The sequence below is a fragment of the Paenibacillus sp. ATY16 genome, assembly GCF_003399985.2.
Lineage (GTDB): Bacteria > Bacillota > Bacilli > Paenibacillales > Paenibacillaceae > Pristimantibacillus > Pristimantibacillus glycanilyticus.
In genome coordinates, this window is record NZ_NMOK02000037.1 from 524,420 (window position 1) to 545,635 (window position 21,216).

A 21,216-nucleotide genomic window follows, 5' to 3' on the forward strand; every position below is an offset into this window, starting at 1 on the left:
GATGATGTAGTCTCAATATACTTCCGCGTAACCAACACGTCAATATATCTAACATGAGATTGGAAAGACAGATAAAATAACAAAAACTCATTGTGCATGATGCACGTCTGATGACATCCATGTAACAAAAGATCACATTTTTATCTCCGGCCTCGGATTTGGCGGTATCGCCTAACTGCCTGCCCAAGACTGTCCTCATCATCTACATCAAGCAGCAATTCAGCAGCCTCTTCGCCGAATTCAACGATTTCTCCGGTATAATCCGGAGACGCAAACAGCTTGCGCGCTCCCATATCCCCTTTCAATCCCCGAAGCGCCTTATACATGGTATGACGAATAACGGCTGGAGGCATAACGACTCCCCGCATAGAGGATGCGGCAAAATCCAGGCCCGGATTTTCCTCCATAACAACAAGAAGACGCCGCACCATGGCAGCCGTGACAAAAGGTTGGTCGCCAAGCCCAATGACGACAGCATCGGGAACCGGCAGGCTGGATAGCGCGGCGTCTACACCGGCACGAATGGAATAAGACATGCCGAGACTTGCTTCTTCGCAGACGACGATATTTAATTGAGGTGCGTATAGCGAGCTTTCCCTAAGATCCTGCAGCCATGTTAACGGATCATCCGGACGGACCACAAGGTGTATCCGTCCAATTCCGCTAGCCAAGAGAGCACGAAGCGCCAGACTGCCGAGCGCTACGCCCGGCGAAAGCTCGAGCGGCAGCTTCGGCTTGCCCATTCGGCTGCTCTGTCCTGCCGCCAAATATATTGCGGATAGGTTCATGCCGTTCCTCCTTTTGCCGATCGGCCTTTTGCTTATTCCGCCATTGATATCGCAAAGCGATTAATTCCGCGGCAATACTGACCGCAATCTCGTAAGGCCCCTCAGCTCCAATCGATAATCCGACAGGGGCCTTCACGTTAACAGGCGGGGCATCCCCATCAAACAGCATGCCAATCCGCTTGGTTGAACCCATTACTCCTATATACTTTGAGTTTGACGTTAATGCCCATTCGATCATTTCCCGGTCGTAACGGAGATGATGGCTGCAGACGATAATAGCATCCTCGGTATCCAGAAGCAGCATTTCTTTGAGCTGCTCCGGCGTGCCAAGATAATGCTCGGCGCCCTGATAATCAGCCAACAAACGCGGACGCCAGTCCGCGACGATAACGTGAAAACTGCTTTGCGCCAAGAGTTGATAGATGGGAACGGCATCCGGACCTGCGCCAAACAGAATAACCCGTTGCCTATTCGTTAAATGAAGACTAAACTGCCAGTCGTAGCCGGACTGACCGGAAGGCAGCGGTATAACCTCTTCCGCCGAAAGCTCATAACAGAGCTCTTCCCCCTTCAGCCTGCGCACAAGCTGAACCTCCCTGCCTCTATCGAGCAGATCCAGAGCATCCGTCAGAATGGTCCGGAGCGTTCCTTCTATCGGCTCAAGAAGCACGCGGATAACTCCGCCGCAGCCAACCGCTTCTCCCCAGATGGGATCGTCGTCCGGGTCCATGTTATATTCCGCAATCTCATACCGGTTCGCTTCCCAAATGGAGGGAACCCGCTCCAGGAGATCGGATTCGATACAGCCCGGACTAACCGTTCCGACGGTATCTCCGCTTAGCGGGAGAAGCATGGCTGCTCCGGCCTTTCGGTATGCGTGCCCCTCAACCGCGATAATGGTTGCCAGGACTGCCGGCTGATCAAGCCGCCGGATCGTTCGCAGGATGTTAATCATGTCCATCGGCAACCCCTCCTGAAAGCGTATAGTTTCGCAAAGCAGCTTGCCGAGCAGGCATTTGCAGAAAGAACAATCACTTAACCGGTTGATTAGAGTCTTGCCAACAGCTCCTTCAACGTTCGGTCTGCCTCGCGCAACACGAGCGGCTTATCAACCGTCTTCATGATTCTGTTCTCCATTACGAGCTGCCCGTCAATCATCACGGTATCGACATCGCCGCGCGTAGCCGCGTAGACCACTCTGGAGTACCAGTCCGCATCAAATGAAGGATAGACATGGAAGTCTTCCAGATCAAGCAGCTGCAGATCAGCAAGCTTGCCAACCTCGATGCTGCCTATTTTCTCCTCCAGCCCGAGAACGTGAGCTCCACCCATGGTCGCCATGCGAAGCACGGTCTTTGCGTTCATGACGGTTGGACCATGCTGTACCTTCTGGATAAAAGCCGTAAGCCGCATCTCCTGGAACATATCCAGATTATTATTGCAAGGCGCACCGTCCGCGCCGATGCCGATATCGATCCCTTCACGCAGCAATTCGGGAACCTGCGCCACACCGGATGCAAGCTTCAGGTTTGAGCCCGGGCAGTGCGTAACCTTTACGCCCCGCTCCTTGATAATCCGCTTTTCCTCTTCATCCAGCCAAATGCTGTGCGCCAGAATAAGATTCGGACGCGCAAGACCGATATGATCCAGATAAATCACGTTTCGCATGCCGCGTTCGGATTCGACGATTGAGATCTCTTCCCTGTTTTCCGACGCATGGGTATGTACCTTTACGCCGTATTGCGCGGATAAATCCCTTACGCCAATAAGAAGCTCTTCCGTACAGGAGACAACGAACCGCGGGCAAAAAGCGTATTCGATCCGTCCGCCGGCAGCTCCGTGCCACTTCTCCAGCAGCTCCACGCTTTCCTTCAGAGACTGCTCCGTCTTCTCCTGGAGCGGGAGCGGAACCTCCGTTCCGTAATCCATCATCACTTTGCCGGAGACGGCTCGAATCCCGCTCTCGAGAATCGCTTGGAACGCGGACTCCGTATGATTAACGGTCTCCATATCAAGAATGGTCGTTGTGCCGCTTCTAATCAGTTCTCCAATACCCAACAGGGCCGAATAATAGACCGATTCTTCATTATGCGCGGCTTCAAGGGGCCAGATCCGCTGTCTCAGCCAGTCAATCAGCTCCAGATCATCCGCTCTTCCGCGGAATAGAGTCTGGCACAGGTGAATATGCGTTTGAATGAAGCCGGGCAGCAGCACCTTGCCTCCGGCATCGATGACGCGGTCAACTTCATTTTCCTGAATATTCGGACCAATCTGAGCGATCTTGTTGTCTTTTACAAGCACGTCGCCAATTAAAATATCATCTGATGCATTCATCGTCATAATAACGGCATTTCGGATCAAAGTCGAACTCATATGTTCCGCTCCTTTGTTGTAGCACAGTGGATTGATAATAGTTGATTATGATTGTTCGTTAATTAACAGCTTGCGGAACAAGAAAGCGATTTTGAGCCTGAGAAGATCATTCATTTTCTTGAAATCCACCCCTAATATTTCGCTCAGCTTCTCGATCCGGTAAGTTGCCGTGTTGCGGTGAATATACAGCTTCTTCGCTGTTTCGTTTAACTGGCCATCCTGCTCCAAATAGGTCTCTAGCGTGCGAAGCATTTCGCTTGCGTAATCCGGGTCCTTGTTTACAAGTCCGCCCAGCCAGCGGTTGCAGAAGGCCTCCATCCGGTCCTTCGATACATGCTCGAACACGATCGCCAAATCCATTGTATCAAAGGAAGTAATGGATTGCCCGACTCCCCATTCGGTAGCAAGCCTTTGGGTCTGCCTGCACTCGTCAAAAGCTTCGTAAAGCTGATCTGCCCGTTTTTTCCGGCAGCTGACCGCCGCCCGGGGACTCTCGCCGCACTCCCGCTGAATAGATGCAAAGCATGCGTTTAACGCGGACATAAGACTACCTTCCGCTTGCCCTTCAGACTCGGGAAAAACGGATAAAAGCCCCTCTTCCATTACAATATGCATGCCTTTCCATTCTTGAAGTTTCGCGTGGCTTAAAAAATCCGATTTCAGCTTCTCGAGCTTCTCAGACCGTTGCAGCGCGGAAGCATGAGCAATATCGCTGAGTACGCAGACATAATGGCTTTGGAAAACCTCGAGCTCCCAGCGATCCGCATATTCGACAACCTTATCGATCGGCAATCCGTTTCTCAAATAGCGTTTGATCAGTACGCCAAAATCCTTTTGCACGGACAACTCGAAATAATCCTCGTAATTAAAATTCATTTGATAGGATAATAGCTCCGCCGCCTGCAAATAGAGACTTTCTTCAATAGTTGAGAGAAATAGCTGCGGGTTAAAAAACAAAACAAATCCCGTACAGCGGGATTGCTTCATAAGCGGAATTCGAAAAGCCTGCCACTGCTTGCTCTTCATCCATTTCTGCTGCTGCGGCCATGGCCAACTGCCGGTTAATTCCGTATCAGCCACCTGCGAGCTGTTGTATACGATCTGTCCCCTTGAGCCAACAATCGCCATCGGGAATCCGATAATATCCGCTACCGCATCAAACAATTCGTTAATATGGTCCGTCTTGAGAGCCATCCTCATCAGCCGGACCTGTTTGTCGAAAATATCCTGCAGCACGCCGGTATTGCGCCTGAGTTCTTCCTTGAACAAGCCGCTCATCTGATCGGAGAACGTGAATTGATAAGGAAGCTCTATAAGAGGAAACCCCAGTTCATTGGCGAAAGCAATCAACTGTTCGGGGATCGCGTCCCAGAACCGGCCTAGCTTGATCCCAAGGCCCGACGAGCCGCGCTGGTTCAGCTTAACTAGCAGCTCCGTCGCATCCTGTGGATGGTCCTTGATCAGGTAGGCGGTCGTAAACAGCATTTCTCCTTCCTTGATCCAATCGGTAATATCCGGAGCATCCATCACATTGACGGATCTCACGATCCGATTGCGCCCTGCCGTTCCGGCAACCAGTTTCCCTTCCGATAAAGGAAAAACGTTCAGCGCCTGTTCCACTGTCAAATGCATAGCGCGCACCTCCGATCACCTTGTAAACACATTTATCGTGTCATTTTATATAACATCATAAATCAGAGATTTCCTTTTATCAATAGTTATGTAAATATAATTAACCATGTAAACTCTTAATCTAGTCATCCAAACTCTATATCATCTTATATTCTGGCTGCACTCTTTTAAATCTAACATATATATAACGCATCAGAACGCAAAAAATGCCGATAAAAGCAAATTTGCTCTTATCGGCATTTTTTCTTACCTTCAATTATTGTTTAACTTCCGGCAATGGCAGGAACAGAAGGTTGATCGGCAGATTGCTGCCGGATGCCGGCGTAAATACGATCGATACCGATTCTTCGGTATCTCCCGTCCGGTAAAGGACGCCTGCTTCGTTCGCATTACTCAGAATGGTCGTATTTGTTGCGTAGACCAGCTTATTGTTGATCAGGAACGCGCCGCCGTAATGACCGCCGCGCGGATTCAAGGCAATAAGCGTGTGCGGTTTTACATGCCACAGATTCAGAACGTACAATGCTCCGTTGTTGCCGTCATTGGACATCGCGTCACCTGTCAATACATCGAAACCGGACAAACGGGTATCCACTACTTTGTCGGCCAGGATCATGCGGGAAGGAACATCGCCAATGGTCTGCAGAACGTTAATGCTGCGGTTCGCTTGTTCGAAAGTACCGCGTACGTGTTTGCCGTCGCGAGGCAGAATCGGAAGCTGCGGAAGCGCCTGCAGCACGTCTTTGCTTGCGTCTACCACGATCACGCTGAATTTGATTGGCGCGGAAGTGGATACATCCGCATACAGCGTAATGACGCGGCCGTTCACGACTTCTTTGCTGCTTAACGGGCTAAGTACAACACGGCTTTGTCCCGCGGGAATGGTTGTTACCGTTCCAACCGGGTTAACGGTTCTCGACAGCAGGTAGTTCGCAGTTGCGGCTTTGCCTGCCTGGGTTACGTAAGGAGCCGGACCGCCAAGACCGATACGCTCATCGGTTACGGTAGCCGCCGTGGGGTTTTCGTTGGTTGCTACGATATAAACCTTAACCGGATTAGGACGGTTATTCTGATTGTGGATCAAGAAACGGACATTGCCGTTTGCCGTATCCTGGTAGTAAATCCCCTCGTCGTTAATCATCTCGGGACTGTTGCTTCGGATAAACGTTTGCTGACCGTTCGAGACAACGGTGTAAGGCTGCGTAGGAAGCTTAAGTACGCTTGCGCCGTCAATCGTGAATTTCTCGCCTTGATCCGTGTATAGCTGGTCGAACTCCTGCTTCGTATACAGCGTATCATTCGTAATCGTAACCGTCTGGGAGAATTCGCTTGTAAGGCCATGCGCATCCGTTACCTTCAACGTTACCGTCTGTTCGCCTGGTTCGAAGAAAGCCTTAGCGTTATTAACCCACTCGCGTTTAGTAATCTTGTTCTCGTCATCGGTGCTGATATCATTATATTGAATAAGTTCGCCCATTTTGTAATAGGACTTGTCCGTTGCAAAACGCGCTTCCGGCGGAAGATTCGGCGGAAGTACGTTAATCGTCACCGAATACGGGTCGCTCCAGACACCGTTTGCATCTTGAACCCATTTGGTTACCGTATAGGATCCTGCTGCCTCGAATACGGTTTGTTTGCCTTCCCAACGCTCGTTAACGATGGCGGCACCGCTTGGCGAATACGACATATCGCCATAGGTCACTTCGGTTTGGCCGGCATATACAACGCCGGATGCAATGTTAAACTTGGCTACCGGCTTAGTTGTCCAAGTCAAGACAATCTTCTTCTGTGCCGGAATCGTAGACAATGTCATTCCGAACGGCTGAAGCACCGAGCGGAGCGGGATCATCAGGCTTCCGTTTTGTACAAAAGGCGCGCCCGTAAACGTTGCGCGAGTACCATTTACCGTATAGGAGGATTTGCCGGCCGCATAACGGAGTTCGTTTGTTGCGCTGCGAAGGACATATTCCTTCTTGTTCGCATCGTACAGCACGGATCCCCCGAGTCTGCCTGCGATGGCGGTAGCCGAAATATAAGTCGTGCCTTTCAATTCGGTAAGCGGCTGAGCAGCCATGTAAAGCTTGCCGTTATGGTACATTTGCTTTGTTTTTTGAAGAAGAATTAATTGATTCTGACCGTTGGAAGCGCCTTGCGCCGCTATAGGTATAGCAAACAGCATCAATGCGGCAAGGACAACTAAGCTGACTTTCTTAAACATTGGATTCTCCTTTTCTCTTTGGGATGGTTTGAACAGACATAGATTAAACGCATCCCAGAGCAAAAGGTTGCACCAAACCGCCTACTTTTTTAAGGCTCCCGCAATATGTTCAAAGATAAGATTGCGAGATTTGACCGCTTCGTTTCGTCCCGCCAGTGCTTTTCGAAGCACAATAACCAGTCGTTCTTCAGGCGCAACAAGCAAATATTGACCGCCGTGCCCAAACGCGAAATAGCAGTCAAACGCTCCGTTATGCTCGGCTGGCGACTGCCACCAGTGGTACCCGTAAGCCCCGTAAATCGGCGGTTCGTAGTGAAGAAGTCCTCTATGGTGCCGTTTTGTCGACTCCTGTACCCATGAAGCCGGAATCAGCCGCTCGCCAAACCAATCGCCTTCTCTTAAATGCAAAAGTCCCAGCTTTGCCAAGTCTCTTCCGAATAATTGAAGACCGGTGCCTCCTTCATTAATCCCTTTATGCGAGGTCCATTTCGCTTGGCGGAAGCCCATTGGCCGGAAGAGCCGGCTTGTGGCGTAGTCAAGCGCGCTTTGGCCCGTAGCTGCCGTCAGAATAGCGGATAAAAGATGGGAGCCGCCCGAATTGTAGAGATAGGCGTTACCCGGTTCGCTTATCATGGATCTCTCAAGTACAAACCGGATAGGGTCAGGAGCTTTTTTCATCGCTTTGTAAGGCTTATCGAAGTCCGGCCAGTCCCAACCGGAGGTCATCGTCAGCAAATGCTTGATTCGAATGGATGAGTCTGCCGCTCCTTCGAAATAATCCGAAACAGGCTGATCTACGCTATGGATATGACCATCCTCGATGGCAACTCCGATAAGCGCGGACAACACGCTTTTGGTACAGGATAAGAGCGGCCCAACCGAATCTTCGCCCTTCGCATGCCACTCCCAGGCTATCGCGTCATCTCGCATAATAATGACGGAAGTCATTTTCCATGGCTCCAGCCATTCCTTCATCCGTTCCAGCTTCGATTCATCCAGACCTGCAACGGATGGCTCAACGATACGTAAATAAGGATCATCGATTAAAGTTGTCATGCCATTTATCAGCCTTTCTGGTTCTAAGAGGATGCATCCGCAGCATCCGGTGCGGCATGGCTGCCTTCTGTGCCGGCTTTTGGCAGCATAAACATAGACAGCAGCGCCACGACCGACATGACGCCCAGGATCATAAAGATCCGGTGAAGGCTATGCTCCAGCTTAAGCGCATCAATCGCTTCCGTATTCCCGGTGTTAAGGAGCAGTCCGAACATGGCTATCCCCACCGTCTGTCCAAGCGTGCGGATGAAGTTGTTGCTCCCCACCGCCGCTCCGCGCAGCTCCCAGCTGACAGCCGAAGTTACCGCGACGGTAAAGCTTGTTAACGATAAGCCAAACGACAAACCGGATAAGCATGTATAAACCATAAACAGCGCGATGGAGGTGTGGGCGTTCATAAGCATGAAGCCGGCGCTTCCGGCTATGAGAAAGAGCGAGCCCGTTACCGCCATGCGGCGCATGCCATACTTGGCAATAAAATTACCGGCTAGAATAGCTCCAAGCGGCCAACCTATGGACAGCGGGATCATGGCCATGCCGGAGTATGTCGCGCTTTCGCCAAGTACGCCTTGAATCCACAGCGGAAGATAAAAGATCGCAACCACGTTGATTACGCATATTAGAAAGCTGATTGCGTTCACGGCGCTTATCGTCCGGATTTTAAAAATCTGCAGCGGAATAATCGGCTCGCGCGACTTCTTTTCAATATAGTAGAACAATGTCAGCAGGATCACCGCGGATGCCAGAAGCAAGATGATTTCGGTAATGGATTGAGAGGCATCCGGCTCACGGAGAATCGTCAGTGCGTACAGGAAAGCGAACATCCCTGCCGCAAAAGCAGCGATACCGGGATAATCAATATGCCGCTTTTGCTTCACGGACACCTCCTTCATCGACACCATCAGAAGCACAAGCGCGACGATGCCGAACGGAAGATTCATATAAAAGATGGCCCGCCAGGACACGTAGTCGACAAGCAAGCCGCCAGCTAGAGGTCCCGTGATGCCGGCGATGCCCCAAATACTCGACATCCAGCCCTGGACTTTAGCCCGTTGCTCGAAGGGGTATAAGTCGCCGATAATGGTGTAAGGAATCGTGGTCAACGCCCCCGCTCCAAGCCCTTGAACCGCCCGGAAAGCAATCAGCTGCGGCATGGAGGCGGCAAGTCCGGACAGCATGGAGCCCAGAAGGAAAATACCCGCTCCGGCGATAAACATTTTTTTGCGACCGAAGAGATCGGATAGTTTGCCGTATATCGGAGTCGTGATCACCGTTGCAAGCAGATAAATCGAAATAATCCAGCTGTATTGCTGGATCCCGTGCAATTCACCGGTAATGCTCGGCATAGCCGTGCTTACGATGGTTCCTTCTATCGCCGCAAGGAAGGTCGCAACATACAAGGCAACGGTTACGGTACGTCTATTGGTTGTTGTACTCATTATTTCTCCTTTCCGTACGTCTTATGACTTGGTAAAAATGCGAAACACTCTATTATGATACTTGTTCATGGAAAAGAGCAATGGTTTTTGCGGTTTTTGGCAAAGAACACAACCATTTCGACCTATCGGAAAGCCATGTTTTATGTTAGCTTTATAAAAGCGCCTTTTTAATCAAATACGTTGATGATGTAAGGGATGAATAAACAAATGGGATATGATTATTTAGTATCCATCATTGATCAGTTCGGCTACGTCTCGCTTTTTCTGGTACTGTGCCTTGGCTTAATCGGGCTTCCCGTTCCGAACGAAGTTGTCGTTATGACGGGCGGCGCGTTTGTTGCTTCGGGTCTTTTAAGTCCCGTGCCGGCTTATCTGATGGTATTCCTTGGAATATGCTCGGCGATGACTTTTAATTACTCGATCGGCCGGTTCGCGGGCAGTAAAGTGTTCGACTGGTTCATGAGAAAAAAGAATATGGATAAATTCATACATCAAGCTCAAAACATGAGCGAAAAGTACGGCGGCTTTGCGCTAAGCATCGGCCTAGTTCTTCCCGTGCTGCGGCATGTGATGCCGTTTGTCGGGGGAACCAACAAGATGACTTTTAGACGTTTTGCGTTATTTGCCTATCCAAGCGCGCTTGTATGGACGCTTATCTATTTTATCCTTGGTACGTTCGTCGGCGACCGGGTGCAAGCGATTGGCGACTCGATTGCCGATAACGGCATGATTGTCGTCTATGCCCTGATTGCCGTTGTTGCAGGCGCGGCAGCCTGGCTTTACATTCGCAATCGCACGGCGAAGAAGAACGACAAAGCCGAGAGGCCGATGTGATGAAATCTTTATCGAAGTCATTCGATGTTGAGCAACCGCGGTTAGCGGTAGATTTAATCGCCAATTAGAATTTATGTTTCCAAATTGTTTGGAAACGTGAAATTCTAATGTAAAAACCTCCGGACCCCTATACTTAGGGAAGCCGGAGGTTTTTTATTTGAACTTCGGATCCAATTTTTCTTCCGCCGCGTTCACCAGGTAATCAAACAGCTCGTCATCCTCCTCGAGCATGTCCTCTACCGCCAGCAGCTGGTCCTCGTCGCCCGATTCGTGAAGGAAAAATAGGCCGTACCCCCACTCCGTTCTTTTCCGGCTGTGAATGGTCATTTCGTATTGATTGGGCTGGCCGGTCATTTCGAATTGTATGCGGCCAACATAGCCTTCTTCCTTCGTATAAGTCATTGACGCATCCAAAATTTTAACGTTATCCATCTGTTCTATACTTCCTTCCGATCATTCAAGTTTGCGATTGAAATGGTTAAAATAGCCTGTCCTCTAATTGTATACGGTTTGCCGCATTCGTCAACAAATGTTCACTCCGGTTAAGCACATTCTCATGGATCCCGTGACGAACGCCTATGGGCGGCCCTGCATACTGTACATTACGGCAGCGGTTACCGAAGCCGTGTATCCCATGAGAGGGTGATTTTATGGCCATTGATTTAGTTGCGCTGCATTGGGTGTATCTCGTCTTTATCGTCGCCATTATCGGTTTTATGGTGATGCGCAGAGATACGTCGCTCATTTGCATCGTTGGCATCTTTGTGCTTGGCCTACTGGCAACCGAATCGTTGAGCGACTCGGTCAGCGGCGTGTTTAACAGCTTTATTTATGCCATTAAAGAACTAATGGGCACTATCCTCATTATATCCATAATTGTCGCAATGAGCCGGGTATTGATCCGGACTGGCATAAATGAAGTGATGATCTCCCCATTCGCCCGCTTCCTGCGGACGCCTACCCTGGCCTTTTGGGGAATCGGCTTAATCATGATGGTCACTTCGTGGTTTTTCTGGCCATCCCCTGCCGTAGCTTTGATCGGTGCCGTGCTGCTGCCGGTTGCCCTAAGAGTGGGTCTTCCCGCATTAGGGGCCGCGATGGCAATGAACTTGTTCGGCCACGGCATTGCGTTGTCCGGCGACTACATCATTCAAGGCGCCCCAAAACTGACGGCCGACGCGGCCGGCTTGCCGGTTAGCGATGTCATGGAGGCAAGTATTCCGCTTGTTATCGTAATGGGGCTCGTTACGACGGTTACGGCTTTCTGGATGATGCGCCGCGATATGAAGACCGGGAAATGGAACGATGGCATCATCTCCAAAGTGGAAGGCGATAAAGAGCTAACCGGCGAAGATGATCTTGCTTTCAAAAACGTGCTGTCCCACGGTACAAAGCTGACGCTTGCCATTCTGATTCCGTTGCTGTTTGCCGCAGACGTAGTGGCCATGTTTATGCTGGACCTGCAAGGCGGCGATGCGACCGCGCTTGTCGGCGGTACTGCGATCTTTATCCTGCTCATCATCACTATGCTCGCTCATAAGAACAAAGGCTTGGAGAAAACAACGAATTATCTGATTGAAGGCTTCTTGTTCGGCTTTAAAGTGTTTGGCCCCGTCATTCCGATCGCGGCCTTCTTCTATCTGGGGGATTCCGGCTTTACCGCCATCTTCGGAGATACGCTTCCTGCCGGCTCTCAAGGCATCGTCAACGACCTTGGCGTTGCCCTTGCGAATAATGTACCGGTGAATGGCGAGGTTGGCTCCGTTACGTTGACGCTGGTAGGCGCCGTTACCGGCCTTGACGGATCCGGCTTCTCGGGTATATCGCTGGCGGGTTCCATTGCCCATCTGTTCGGAGGAGCAATCGGCTCCGGCGTAGCCACCTTGACCGCTCTGGGTCAGGTCGCAGCGATCTGGGTAGGCGGCGGTACCCTTGTACCGTGGGCGCTTATCCCCGCTGCAGCCATTTGCGGCGTAAGCCCATTCGAGCTGGCACGACGTAATCTAAAACCCGTTATTATCGGACTTTGCGTTACTACGGTTGTAGCCATGTTTCTGGTCTAACACTAAAAAAGGATGATCCCGTTGGCTTTAAGCCATGAGGATCATCCTTTTGTTGTTTACAGAATAATAAAAGCAAATACAATTGCAAGAGCAAAGCGGTAATATGCGAACCACGACAAGCTAAGACGCTTGATCAGGTTCAGGAACGTCACAATCGCGATCATCGCAACGATAAACGCAGCAACGAAACCGATAATAAACAGCGGAGCGTCCGATGCCGTTAAGAACTCGCGGCTCTTGATCAAGTCAATGCCGCTGGCACCCGCCATAATCGGCACCGATACCATAAACGTAAATTCGGCTGCCGCCTTTTGGCTTGCGCCAAAGAACATGCCGCCCGAGATCGTCGAACCGGAACGGGAAAAGCCTGGCCACAAGGCAAGAACCTGGAACATACCGATAGCAAAAGCTTGCTTGTATGTAATGTCATCCAGCTCTTCCGCGGTAACTTTCTTTTTCAACCGGTCTGCTACGATCATCAGGATACCGCCTGCTACGAGACCGACAAGCACCGTTGCGGAGCTGAATAAATAATCTTTGATAACATCATGAAACAAAACTCCAATTACTCCGGCAGGAATCATGGCAAGTACAAAGTGAATAGCGTTAACGCCCGATCCTTTTCTGAAATCGAATTTCAGCAAGCCCAAAAACTTTCTCCAGTACAATACGAGGACGGCAAGTACGGCGCCTAATTGGATAACAACCTCAAAGACCTTTGCCCGGTCATCCTGAAAGTTTAACAACTCTGCTGTCAGAATCAAGTGGCCTGTTGAAGAGACAGGCAAAAATTCCGTAAGCCCTTCAATGATGCCCATAATAATGGCATTAAATAAATCTCCCAAATGTAGTCCTCCATCTCCTAAATTTTCTTTCGCTTATTTTTCTGAGTTAACCAACCTTATTATCATAGCACAAGGAGGAGACAAGCGAAAGCAACCAACGTTTTAGGAGAAAAGCCGCATCCCGAACATCGGAATACGGCTGATTAGTCCTTATTCGTTAACGAGGTTAACGATATTGACGATGATTTCAATCTTGCGGATGCGATGCCGTTCCTTCTCGCGGATAATGAAGGTCAGCTCTTCGTAATCCTGAGGCACCCCGGCCTGCAAATCGGGATATTGATTAAACAGCCATCCTCCGATCGAGTCCACGTCATGGCTTTCCAGGTGGGAGCCAAGCGCTTCATTTACCTCGCTGATTAAGGCTTTGCCGTCTACTATAAAACGATTCGGCTCGATGGCATCGATTTCCTTCACCTCGTCGGCGTCAAATTCGTCGCGGATCTCGCCGACAATTTCCTCGAGAATATCCTCAATCGTAATCAACCCGGACGTCCCGCCGTATTCGTCAAGCAGAATAGCGATATGCACCCGCTCCTGCTGCATTTTCCGGAGAAGCTTCTTGATGGGCATCACCTCCGGTACCGACATAACCGGCTGCAGAAGCGTGGCAACATCGGTCTCATCATTGCCGAAGTACTGCATGAAGAACTGCTTCGTATTGATGATGCCGATAATATTGTCCTTGCTTCCTTTCGCAACCGGGAACCGCGTATATTGCTCGCGCCGGATAATCGAGATATTCTCCACCTTGGAATTCTCGATAAACAAACAAACCATGTCGGTACGCGGCACCATGATTTCCCTTGCCAGACGTTCATCGAATTCAAATATCCGGTTCACATAGCTGAGCTCGCTTTGATTGATTTTGCCGTTCTCGAAGCTCTCCGACATGATGCTTTTGATCTCTTCCTCCGAATGAGCTTCATGCTCGCCCGTCGGCTTGAAGCCCATCAATCGGACGATACTGTTGGCGGAGCCGTTAAGCAGCCAGATAAAAGGGAACATCACTTTATAAAAAACGATGATAATCGGAGCTGCGGTTAAGCTGATTTGCTCCGGCTTAATGATTGCAACCGTCTTTGGCGCAAGCTCGCCAAGCACGACGTGAAGATAGGTCACCACTGCGAAGGATATAATAAAGGACAGCACGTTAACCAGATTTCCGCCGATATGCAAGCTGTGAAACAGCGGATCCAGCAGATCATGAACGGTAGGTTCGCCAAGCCAGCCCAAACCCAGCGCCGTAATCGTGATGCCCAGCTGACAGGCGGACAAATAACTGTCCAAATGCGTAATTACATTTTGCACCGCGGTCCCGTTTCGGACACCTTCCGCGACCATTTGGTTCACCCTGCTGGGGCGGAGACGGACAACTGCGAATTCTGTTGCTACGAAGAAGGCAGAACAAAACAGCAGCACCGCAAACAAGATCAGTTTCAGAACCATAAGCGTCTCTCCTCGGCACTGTTCGTAATTACAAGTATTTTACCCTCCTTGGCCGCTCATGAATCCTGAAAAAATAAACCGTATCCGGATCAGCGAGATCCGAATACGGTTTAACTAGCGCATCTTATTAATAACCAACTTCCACCGAAGCGTTAACGATGTAGATCAGATCGTTTTTGTCATCCTTGTCCGGCAGTACGACTCCGCTTGTCGTCATCATCCCGCCATCCATAATTTCCACCGTGACCTGACCGTATGGCAATACAGCCTTCACTTGCTCTACGTCAAGAAGTTCCTTGTCGCAAGGCACAGCCAGCTTGACATGGACCTTCATGTTGTCCAACGTCCCGCCAGGCAGGACCGAACGCAGTCCGGGCATCGAATTATGATGGATCGCGTTCTGGACCGCTCTAACCGCAGCTTTCGTTACGTTCTGGCCGTGCAGATCGCAGCCCATTCCGATCTCGATAAAAAATAATTTGTCCATTGAATTCCCCTCCGTTACCAAGGTACGTCGTCATCCTGCGCGGATGACGCCTCTTCATACGGCTGTATAGCCGGTTCTTCTTCCTTGACGTTCGTGCCGATAATCGGCAGGAGCTGCTCCAGATCCGGAGGCAGTAGCAATTCGACAGGCGAGACCCCTTTCTCGAACTGGAAGGCATCTCCTTCAATAACGGCAACATAACGTCCATTATGTTTAGCAAAATGCAGCGTGATTCCGAAGTCGGCCAGCAGCCCCTTAACGGTTACGCCGCCAAGCTTGAACGAAAACGGCAGATCCGGCTTTTGCTCGACAAGCGCTGCCGAAGCCGTGCTCACCTGCTCATGGGTCCAATATTCCTGAAGCTCGCGCTTCTCGCTGGCTGCCCATACCTCGATCGCATTCTCTTCCTCGCGTCTTTCCGTGCTTTCCGGCTCAGCCTGCCACTTATCCTCCATGTACTGCTGGACCATGCCCAGCACTTGTTCGCCCATAACCTCGGGAAGCGGCTTTTCGTAAGACACGAACTTCAGGAAATCCTCGAAATAACGGGCATGCGAAGCCTGATGGATTTTGAGCTCCCAATGGTCAAGCGATCCTTCCTCGGGCATATGCGGATATTGAATTGACTTCATCCCCCGTGCGCTGATCGCCATTTCGACATGCGAAATCAAGCTCCGTTCATCGGAAATCCGTGCAATCTTTGGTTCGAAATCGCATTTAAGCAGGAAGAGGAAAGGTTCGTCGAAATACGTGTTTAGCTTAGCCCTCGCAATGATAAAAGCTCCGCCCCGAACGGCCGTCGTATCCATATAAATATGGACCAGTTCGTCGGCGATCCCGATGAAGCGTTCTTTCGAGTCCGCTTCCCGCAAGCGTTGGAACAGGTTGTAGTTCTGGTTGCTCCCCAGCTCGTAACCCGGCTCAACCATGAAGCGGCCGATTTTCGTTGGCGCATTTTCGGTATTGGGGTTGCGTTCTACTTTTCTTTTGACAATCCGCGTAAATTCCCCGTCGAGAAAACGTTTGATCTCGCTGTCTTCATAATCGTCTTCCTCCAGCGTTTGAAAATGCTTATACCGCTTCGAGGAAGAGCTGTCCTCGCCATCCGTTACAATAACGAAGAAAGAGAGATATTCCATTCTGAAATCCACTTTTTAGTTTTCCCCCATGACCTTGGCTTATTAATTTTTCCGGGTATAAGGAGCCTTCTGATAGCCGTAAGCCGGCTTCAGCTCCGTATTGTCAAACCCGCGATGCCATACCGGCGTCGTAGAAGGCGACATCGGCGGGATGAGCCAGGACCATCGGCCGGTCAGCGGCCTGTCGTTATTTTGCTCCTGCTGGGCGAACCGCATGAACTGCTCCGAGGCCGTATGATGGTCCACAATGCTCACGCCGTGCTTTTTGAAGGAGTGAATAACCGCGACATTCAGCTCGACGAGCGCACGATCCTTCCATAGCGATGTATTGGTCGACATATCCAGCCCCATCAGCCGGGCAACCTCAGGAAGCTTGTTGTAGCGGTTGAAGTCGGCCAGATTGCGCGCTCCTATCTCCGTCCCCATATACCAGCCGTTGAAGGGTGCGGCCGTGTATGTGATACCGCCGATTTCCAGCTTCATATCCGAAATGAAAGGAACCGCGTACCATTTCAGAGCCAGCTCTTCAAACCGTTCAATTTCGGGATGAGACAACGGTACTTCCTTCACTAGTCCTTCCGGATGCTCGTACCATCTTGGAGGATCGTCATTCACCTGAATGACAAGCGGCAGCACGTCATACGCGGTTCCCGCCCCTTTCCAGCCCAAATCCGTGCACACCCGGGTAAAATCCAAAGATGCCGGATCCCCCAGTATTCCGCTTCCCGTATCGTAACCAGCATATCGTACAAGCTGATGGTTCCAAATCCGGATCTGCCGATCTCCGAATTGCGGCGCGAATACCGTAATAGCGGGACGGATACGTCCTTCGTTTGTCGCATATTTAATATGATTAAATACCTGTTCGGCTATTTGATCGGCATCCTCTAAAGAACGCGCATCGATCACTTCAAGCGATTGCCAGAATAACCGGCCTATGCAACGGTTGCTGTTCCGCCAGGCCATCCTCGCTCCATGCCGAAGCTCCTCCAACGTATGTACATAGTAGCCCTTGCTCTCAATCGACTGCTCGATTTCCTTCAGACGGTCCAATGCTTCCGATTCCGTCTTGCCCAGCTCACTGTAGCAATTGGCGATAAACGGCTCCGCCTCTTTATATAATTCCGTTGCAATCATGCTCGCACCTGCTCTCTATCCAACAACTTTCTTCTTACGATAACGTATTTTGAAGGAGCATGCCACTTTGCCGCGAGCGAAAAAGGGGCGTTCACTTATTGTTCATGGTTTTATTTAACCGGCTTGTCACAATTGCGTTTGAAAGCATCATCTCAAAAGAAAATCGCCCCCTCCCTTTAGGCAAGAAGAAGCTGTTGAAAGCTTTCCTACCACAGAGGGAAATAGGCGATTTCATTTTTTCATTACTCGCTTTTTTGGCGGCCAAGCACCAGAAGAACGGTAATTAAAATAAAAGCGGTCAAGGCCATCAGCGGGATGGTGATGAAGCCCAGCCAGTTCAGATAATCATAGTTGCACGGAATACCCGAGCGGCATGGCATCATATCGCCCACCTTCGGAAACCAGATTTCGAAATTGTGATAGATCGAAATCAGCATTCCGATGATGCTCAGCGGCAGAACATAACCGATGATGCGGCGGTCGCCGCGATAAGCCGCGATTCCAAGCAGAATGACCTGCGGGTACATGAAAATTCGCTGGTACCAGCACAGATCGCAAGGTATAAAGCCGCGGATTTCGCTAAAATACAAGGACCCGCCCGTAGCGACTAGAGCGACAAGCCAAGCCAAATATAAACCATATCGCTGAAACCAGCTTTCATAGATTTCGGATTCGGTTGTCGTTGTCAAGTTCCCTACTCCTTATTCACAGCTTCGTCGATTGCCGCTTTGATACTCGCGTAATCAAGGTTGCCGGCATATTGGACGCCGTTAATAAAGAGCGTTGGCGTACCCGTTACATTCAGCGGGCCTACTTTTGCGTTGTCTTTGTTCACTTCGCTTTGATACGTTTTATCGTCGATATCCTTCTTCAGCTTGTCGAAGTCAAGCGTAAGCTTCGCGTCCTTCGCGAGCTGAACAAGGTAGTCCGAGGTTGCCCATTTGGTCTTCTCGTCCTTTTGATTATCATAGATCGTTTTGTAATACGTCCAGAACGCTTCGTCGCCGGCTTGCTGCTGCACTGCTTCGGCAGCCAATGCCGCTGTTGTTGAGTCGGGACCGATAAAGGTATAGTTCGCGAAATACAAAGCCGCTTTGCCCGTATCGATAAAGTCTTTCTCCAGCTGCGGTTCTACGTTTTGCGCAAAATACTGGCAAATGGGGCATTTGTAGTCGCCGAACTCGACGATTTTGACCGGAGCCTCCGCATTCCCCTTAACCGGCAATCCCGTATAATCGATGTTGTATACCTTGTTTGCAAGATCAGCCTGCTGCTTGGATTGATGATTAATACCTAAAATGATAACTACGATTACGGCTACGATCGCCAGCGTCAAAACAATAAGCGATTTATTGGATTGCTTCTTTACCGGCTGCTTGTAAGTGCCTTGTCTTGGCCGCTGCTGCTTGGCCTTTGCTTTTGCTTGAGTGCCCAAACTTGTCCATTCCTCCCCGGCATTTGAATAATGTCGTTGGCCGTATCCGGCGCCAGGCACAATTTCCAGTGCCTGGCGCCGATGATGGGCCTGTACTTGTGACCAGTGTAGTTACAACGGGCTTTAATGTCAATAACTAGCTGTGACATGACGAAATACTGTCATATTTATTCGGCTATTCTTCGTTAATTAATGTCGTTAAAGAATCACGGTGCAGCAGCTTCAGCTTATGAAGAGCACGCGTGCAGCCTACATACAAAAGCTTAGCGTCATCCTGCGTATACATATCGGCTCCGGCGTCCGCAATGAGTACCGCGTCGAACTCCAGCCCCTTCGACAAATAGACCGGCACGACCGACAGCCCCCCGCCGTACTCTGGCTGTTTGCTCTGTACCAGCGACGCCTCGAGCCCTTCGCTAACCAGATAATCATGCAGCTCCGCGCATTGCTCCGCGGTACGGCCGATAACCGAAATCGTCTGGAACTGGCCGTCAGCCTGCCACTCACGGACGGACTGCGCAATCTGCTTCTGCCATGCGGCTTGGTCCGCCTTCACAACCTCAACCGGGTCTCCGCTCCGGAACACCGGCACCGCCGGTTTTACCCCGCCGCCCATCGCGCCTAGAATTCGGTTCGCGAATTCGATGATTTCCATGGTCGAACGATAGCTGCGGTTCAGCTCGAAAAAGCCGGTCTGTTCCTCGTTAAAGAGCTGGATCAGCTCCGTCCAGCTGTTAATTCCTGCGTATGCGTGAATGCCTTGCTGAAGATCGCCGAGTACCGTCATCGACGGCGTTCGTTGGCAAAGCTTCAGGGCTTCCAGCTGGAATGGCGAGTAATCCTGCGCCTCGTCAATAACGATATGATCGTAAGCCGGGATCTTTAATCCATACAGCCGCAAATGGATGTAGACTAACGGTGCCAGATCCTCCGCTTCAACCACGCCATCCTTCAACGCGGCGGCCGTAGCTGCCGCGATATCCTTCGGAATGACGGACACGGCTTGCTTGCCTTGGAATAAAGCCGTATATAGCTGCGGTGCCGTGTAAGATGGGATCTTTTTCGCAAAGGCAGTGAGCTTGGTCTGCGCTTTGGCGCGCAGCTTCTTATCCACAACCTTGCGCAGCTTAAGCTCCGATTCATACCAGCGGCGGATGCGGTTCACTAGCCGTTCGCGCTTTTGCATCAAAGTCTCGTCGCCGTAATCCGTCTCGTACCATTCCTTCATTTGCTCCGGCTGCAGCACAAGACCTGGCAGCGGTTCAAACGGAATAACCGGAACGATCCGCTGCGCCAGCTCTTCTATCCGGGAATCGATCGCTTCTTTGAAGGCCAGCGACCCTTTGATCCGGCCTGGCGCATTTGCCATCTCAACCGCCGTACGATGCTGCTCGAACCAGTAAGCCAAGGCATCCGATGCGCTTCTCAGCTTCACCTCGTGCCCTAACAGCTCAAGCGACCAGTCCGCAAACGTCGTCTGCAAAATATCGCCTACGCCAAGCTCGGGAAGAACGCCGGAAATGTAATCCAGAAACATTCGGTTGGGAGCGAATATAATCATCCGTTCCGCTTTTACCCGATCCGCGTATTGATAAAGAAGAAACGCCAGTCTATGAAGGGCCACTGTCGTTTTACCGCTTCCCGCTACCCCTTGTATGAACAACGCTTTGCTCCGTTCGGAACGGATAATCCGGTCCTGTTCATGCTGGATCGTCGAGACGATATCCCGCAATTTGTTATCTTTGTTCTCGCCCAAGCGGTATAAGAGGAATTCATCCGTTACGGACTCTTCTTCCTTCCCGCGCACGTAACTGTCAACCATGCGGACAAGCTCGCCCTGCCGCACCATAAAATTGCGTTTCAGATGCACATAGCCTTGGATATCGCCTTCCGGCGCCGTGTATGTAGCCGCATCCTCCCCGCCCGTAAAAGAATAGAACAAGCTGGCGACCGGCGCGCGCCAATCGATGACAAGCAGCTCGTTGCTGCCTTGCTTGGCAACGCCTGCCTTGCCGATATACAGCGGCTTCTTCTCGCCTTCCGGCAGCTCCTCGAAATCAATCCGCCCGAAATAAGGCTCGCGGAATGCAACCTCCAGACGCTGTTTGCGCTCCTCGCGCTGCAGATCGAGCATCTGCTCCGTAAAATCGTCGCCCGTATAACGGGGACCAATGCCTGCCAGCTGACTCTTGATATCGTCGAGCGACCGAGCCAGCCTTTCTTGTTCTTCTTGATAGGCACTTTGAACCGTGGTCATGTCAGTTACCTCCTAAAAAGAATGACTGCACTGTTGACTCCATTATAGTCAACTGCAGTATCTT

The 21,216-nt window shown here is 50.7% G+C and carries 18 protein-coding genes; 2 read left to right on the top strand and 16 right to left on the bottom strand.

Features of this window, described 5'->3' with window-relative positions; translation table 11 throughout:
* Positions 1 to 140 precede the first annotated feature (140 nt).
* The 7 genes from CFI03_RS22740 to CFI03_RS22770 all read right to left on the bottom strand — a co-directional run bounded on the left by CFI03_RS22740 (position 141) and on the right by CFI03_RS22770 (position 9,506).
* Positions 141 to 743: a nucleotidyltransferase family protein gene (locus CFI03_RS22740; RefSeq protein WP_248759995.1), complete on the bottom strand. Its 603-nt coding sequence runs from the start codon at positions 741 to 743 to the stop codon at positions 141 to 143.
* A complete protein-coding gene (locus tag CFI03_RS22745) occupies positions 664 to 1,749 on the bottom strand; it encodes an XdhC family protein (RefSeq protein ID WP_248759998.1) in 1,086 nt (361 codons plus the stop codon). The genes CFI03_RS22740 and CFI03_RS22745 overlap by 80 nt, the downstream gene beginning before the upstream one ends.
* A gap of 86 nt (positions 1,750 to 1,835) precedes the next feature.
* Positions 1,836 to 3,161: a 5'-deoxyadenosine deaminase gene (locus CFI03_RS22750; RefSeq protein WP_248760000.1), complete on the bottom strand. Its 1,326-nt coding sequence runs from the start codon at positions 3,159 to 3,161 to the stop codon at positions 1,836 to 1,838.
* A gap of 45 nt (positions 3,162 to 3,206) precedes the next feature.
* Positions 3,207 to 4,793: a PucR family transcriptional regulator gene (locus tag CFI03_RS22755; protein ID WP_248760002.1), complete on the bottom strand. Its 1,587-nt coding sequence runs from the start codon at positions 4,791 to 4,793 to the stop codon at positions 3,207 to 3,209.
* A gap of 256 nt (positions 4,794 to 5,049) precedes the next feature.
* The gene (locus CFI03_RS22760) at positions 5,050 to 7,011 is read right to left on the bottom strand and encodes a stalk domain-containing protein (RefSeq protein ID WP_248760004.1); all 1,962 of its coding nucleotides are present in this window, start codon (positions 7,009 to 7,011) and stop codon (positions 5,050 to 5,052) included.
* A gap of 81 nt (positions 7,012 to 7,092) precedes the next feature.
* Complete coding sequence (locus CFI03_RS22765; RefSeq protein WP_248760006.1) at positions 7,093 to 8,067, bottom strand: serine hydrolase domain-containing protein; 975 nt, start codon at positions 8,065 to 8,067, stop codon at positions 7,093 to 7,095.
* A gap of 23 nt (positions 8,068 to 8,090) precedes the next feature.
* The gene (locus CFI03_RS22770; protein ID WP_248760009.1) at positions 8,091 to 9,506 is read right to left on the bottom strand and encodes an MDR family MFS transporter; all 1,416 of its coding nucleotides are present in this window, start codon (positions 9,504 to 9,506) and stop codon (positions 8,091 to 8,093) included.
* Positions 9,507 to 9,713: 207 nt separating this feature from the next.
* On the opposite strand from CFI03_RS22770, the gene CFI03_RS22775 reads away from it, so the two are divergent.
* The gene (locus CFI03_RS22775) at positions 9,714 to 10,340 is read left to right on the top strand and encodes a DedA family protein (protein ID WP_248760011.1); all 627 of its coding nucleotides are present in this window, start codon (positions 9,714 to 9,716) and stop codon (positions 10,338 to 10,340) included.
* A gap of 153 nt (positions 10,341 to 10,493) precedes the next feature.
* Here the strand turns inward: CFI03_RS22775 and CFI03_RS22780 are convergent, their stop codons facing one another.
* Positions 10,494 to 10,772: a hypothetical protein gene (locus tag CFI03_RS22780; protein WP_127495156.1), complete on the bottom strand. Its 279-nt coding sequence runs from the start codon at positions 10,770 to 10,772 to the stop codon at positions 10,494 to 10,496.
* A 218-nt stretch (positions 10,773 to 10,990) separates the two neighbouring features.
* Between CFI03_RS22780 and CFI03_RS22785 the strand changes: the two genes are divergently transcribed.
* Entirely contained in the window at positions 10,991 to 12,403 is a 1,413-nt protein-coding gene (locus CFI03_RS22785; protein ID WP_127495157.1) for a hypothetical protein, read from the top strand.
* 56 nt (positions 12,404 to 12,459) lie between these two features.
* Here CFI03_RS22785 and bacA read toward each other — a convergent pair whose 3' ends face one another.
* The 8 genes from bacA to CFI03_RS22825 all read right to left on the bottom strand — a co-directional run bounded on the left by bacA (position 12,460) and on the right by CFI03_RS22825 (position 21,152).
* Positions 12,460 to 13,248 (bottom strand): undecaprenyl-diphosphate phosphatase, encoded by a 789-nt coding sequence (gene bacA / locus CFI03_RS22790; protein WP_127495158.1) that lies wholly within the window; start codon positions 13,246 to 13,248, stop codon positions 12,460 to 12,462.
* Positions 13,249 to 13,398: 150 nt separating this feature from the next.
* A complete protein-coding gene (locus tag CFI03_RS22795) occupies positions 13,399 to 14,697 on the bottom strand; it encodes a hemolysin family protein (protein ID WP_248760013.1) in 1,299 nt (432 codons plus the stop codon).
* A 127-nt stretch (positions 14,698 to 14,824) separates the two neighbouring features.
* Positions 14,825 to 15,184, bottom strand: a complete 360-nt coding sequence (locus tag CFI03_RS22800; protein ID WP_127495160.1) for a Lin0512 family protein — start codon at positions 15,182 to 15,184, stop codon at positions 14,825 to 14,827.
* 14 nt (positions 15,185 to 15,198) lie between these two features.
* Positions 15,199 to 16,335, bottom strand: coding sequence for a DUF3900 domain-containing protein (locus tag CFI03_RS22805; RefSeq protein ID WP_481857703.1), 1,137 nt, complete (start codon positions 16,333 to 16,335; stop codon positions 15,199 to 15,201).
* Positions 16,336 to 16,365: 30 nt separating this feature from the next.
* Positions 16,366 to 17,460 (bottom strand): nitric oxide synthase oxygenase, encoded by a 1,095-nt coding sequence (locus CFI03_RS22810; protein ID WP_248760017.1) that lies wholly within the window; start codon positions 17,458 to 17,460, stop codon positions 16,366 to 16,368.
* Positions 17,461 to 17,702: 242 nt separating this feature from the next.
* Complete coding sequence (locus CFI03_RS22815) at positions 17,703 to 18,149, bottom strand: disulfide oxidoreductase (protein ID WP_127495163.1); 447 nt, start codon at positions 18,147 to 18,149, stop codon at positions 17,703 to 17,705.
* A 5-nt stretch (positions 18,150 to 18,154) separates the two neighbouring features.
* Positions 18,155 to 18,895 carry a DsbA family protein gene (locus CFI03_RS22820; RefSeq protein ID WP_248760019.1) on the bottom strand — a complete coding sequence of 247 codons (741 nt, stop codon included), beginning with the start codon at positions 18,893 to 18,895 and terminating at the stop codon, positions 18,155 to 18,157.
* 175 nt (positions 18,896 to 19,070) lie between these two features.
* On the bottom strand, positions 19,071 to 21,152 hold the full coding sequence (locus tag CFI03_RS22825) for a HelD family protein (RefSeq protein ID WP_248760021.1): 2,082 nt from the start codon (positions 21,150 to 21,152) through the stop codon (positions 19,071 to 19,073).
* Positions 21,153 to 21,216: the final 64 nt, after the last annotated feature.

What these genes read in the sequence shown, in the direction of transcription:
- CFI03_RS22740 (WP_248759995.1), bottom strand. Translation starts at nt 743, where the DNA reads ATGGGCAAGCCGAAGCTGCCGCTCGAGCTTTCGCCGGGCGTAGCGCTC.
- CFI03_RS22745 (WP_248759998.1), bottom strand. Translation starts at nt 1,749, where the DNA reads ATGGACATGATTAACATCCTGCGAACGATCCGGCGGCTTGATCAGCCG.
- CFI03_RS22750 (WP_248760000.1), bottom strand. Translation starts at nt 3,161, where the DNA reads ATGAGTTCGACTTTGATCCGAAATGCCGTTATTATGACGATGAATGCA.
- CFI03_RS22755 (WP_248760002.1), bottom strand. Translation starts at nt 4,793, where the DNA reads ATGCATTTGACAGTGGAACAGGCGCTGAACGTTTTTCCTTTATCGGAA.
- CFI03_RS22760 (WP_248760004.1), bottom strand. Translation starts at nt 7,011, where the DNA reads ATGTTTAAGAAAGTCAGCTTAGTTGTCCTTGCCGCATTGATGCTGTTT.
- CFI03_RS22765 (WP_248760006.1), bottom strand. Translation starts at nt 8,067, where the DNA reads ATGACAACTTTAATCGATGATCCTTATTTACGTATCGTTGAGCCATCC.
- CFI03_RS22770 (WP_248760009.1), bottom strand. Translation starts at nt 9,506, where the DNA reads ATGAGTACAACAACCAATAGACGTACCGTAACCGTTGCCTTGTATGTT.
- CFI03_RS22775 (WP_248760011.1), top strand. Translation starts at nt 9,714, where the DNA reads ATGGGATATGATTATTTAGTATCCATCATTGATCAGTTCGGCTACGTC.
- CFI03_RS22780 (WP_127495156.1), bottom strand. Translation starts at nt 10,772, where the DNA reads ATGGATAACGTTAAAATTTTGGATGCGTCAATGACTTATACGAAGGAA.
- CFI03_RS22785 (WP_127495157.1), top strand. Translation starts at nt 10,991, where the DNA reads ATGGCCATTGATTTAGTTGCGCTGCATTGGGTGTATCTCGTCTTTATC.
- CFI03_RS22795 (WP_248760013.1), bottom strand. Translation starts at nt 14,697, where the DNA reads ATGGTTCTGAAACTGATCTTGTTTGCGGTGCTGCTGTTTTGTTCTGCC.
- CFI03_RS22800 (WP_127495160.1), bottom strand. Translation starts at nt 15,184, where the DNA reads ATGGACAAATTATTTTTTATCGAGATCGGAATGGGCTGCGATCTGCAC.
- CFI03_RS22810 (WP_248760017.1), bottom strand. Translation starts at nt 17,460, where the DNA reads ATGATTGCAACGGAATTATATAAAGAGGCGGAGCCGTTTATCGCCAAT.
- CFI03_RS22825 (WP_248760021.1), bottom strand. Translation starts at nt 21,152, where the DNA reads ATGACCACGGTTCAAAGTGCCTATCAAGAAGAACAAGAAAGGCTGGCT.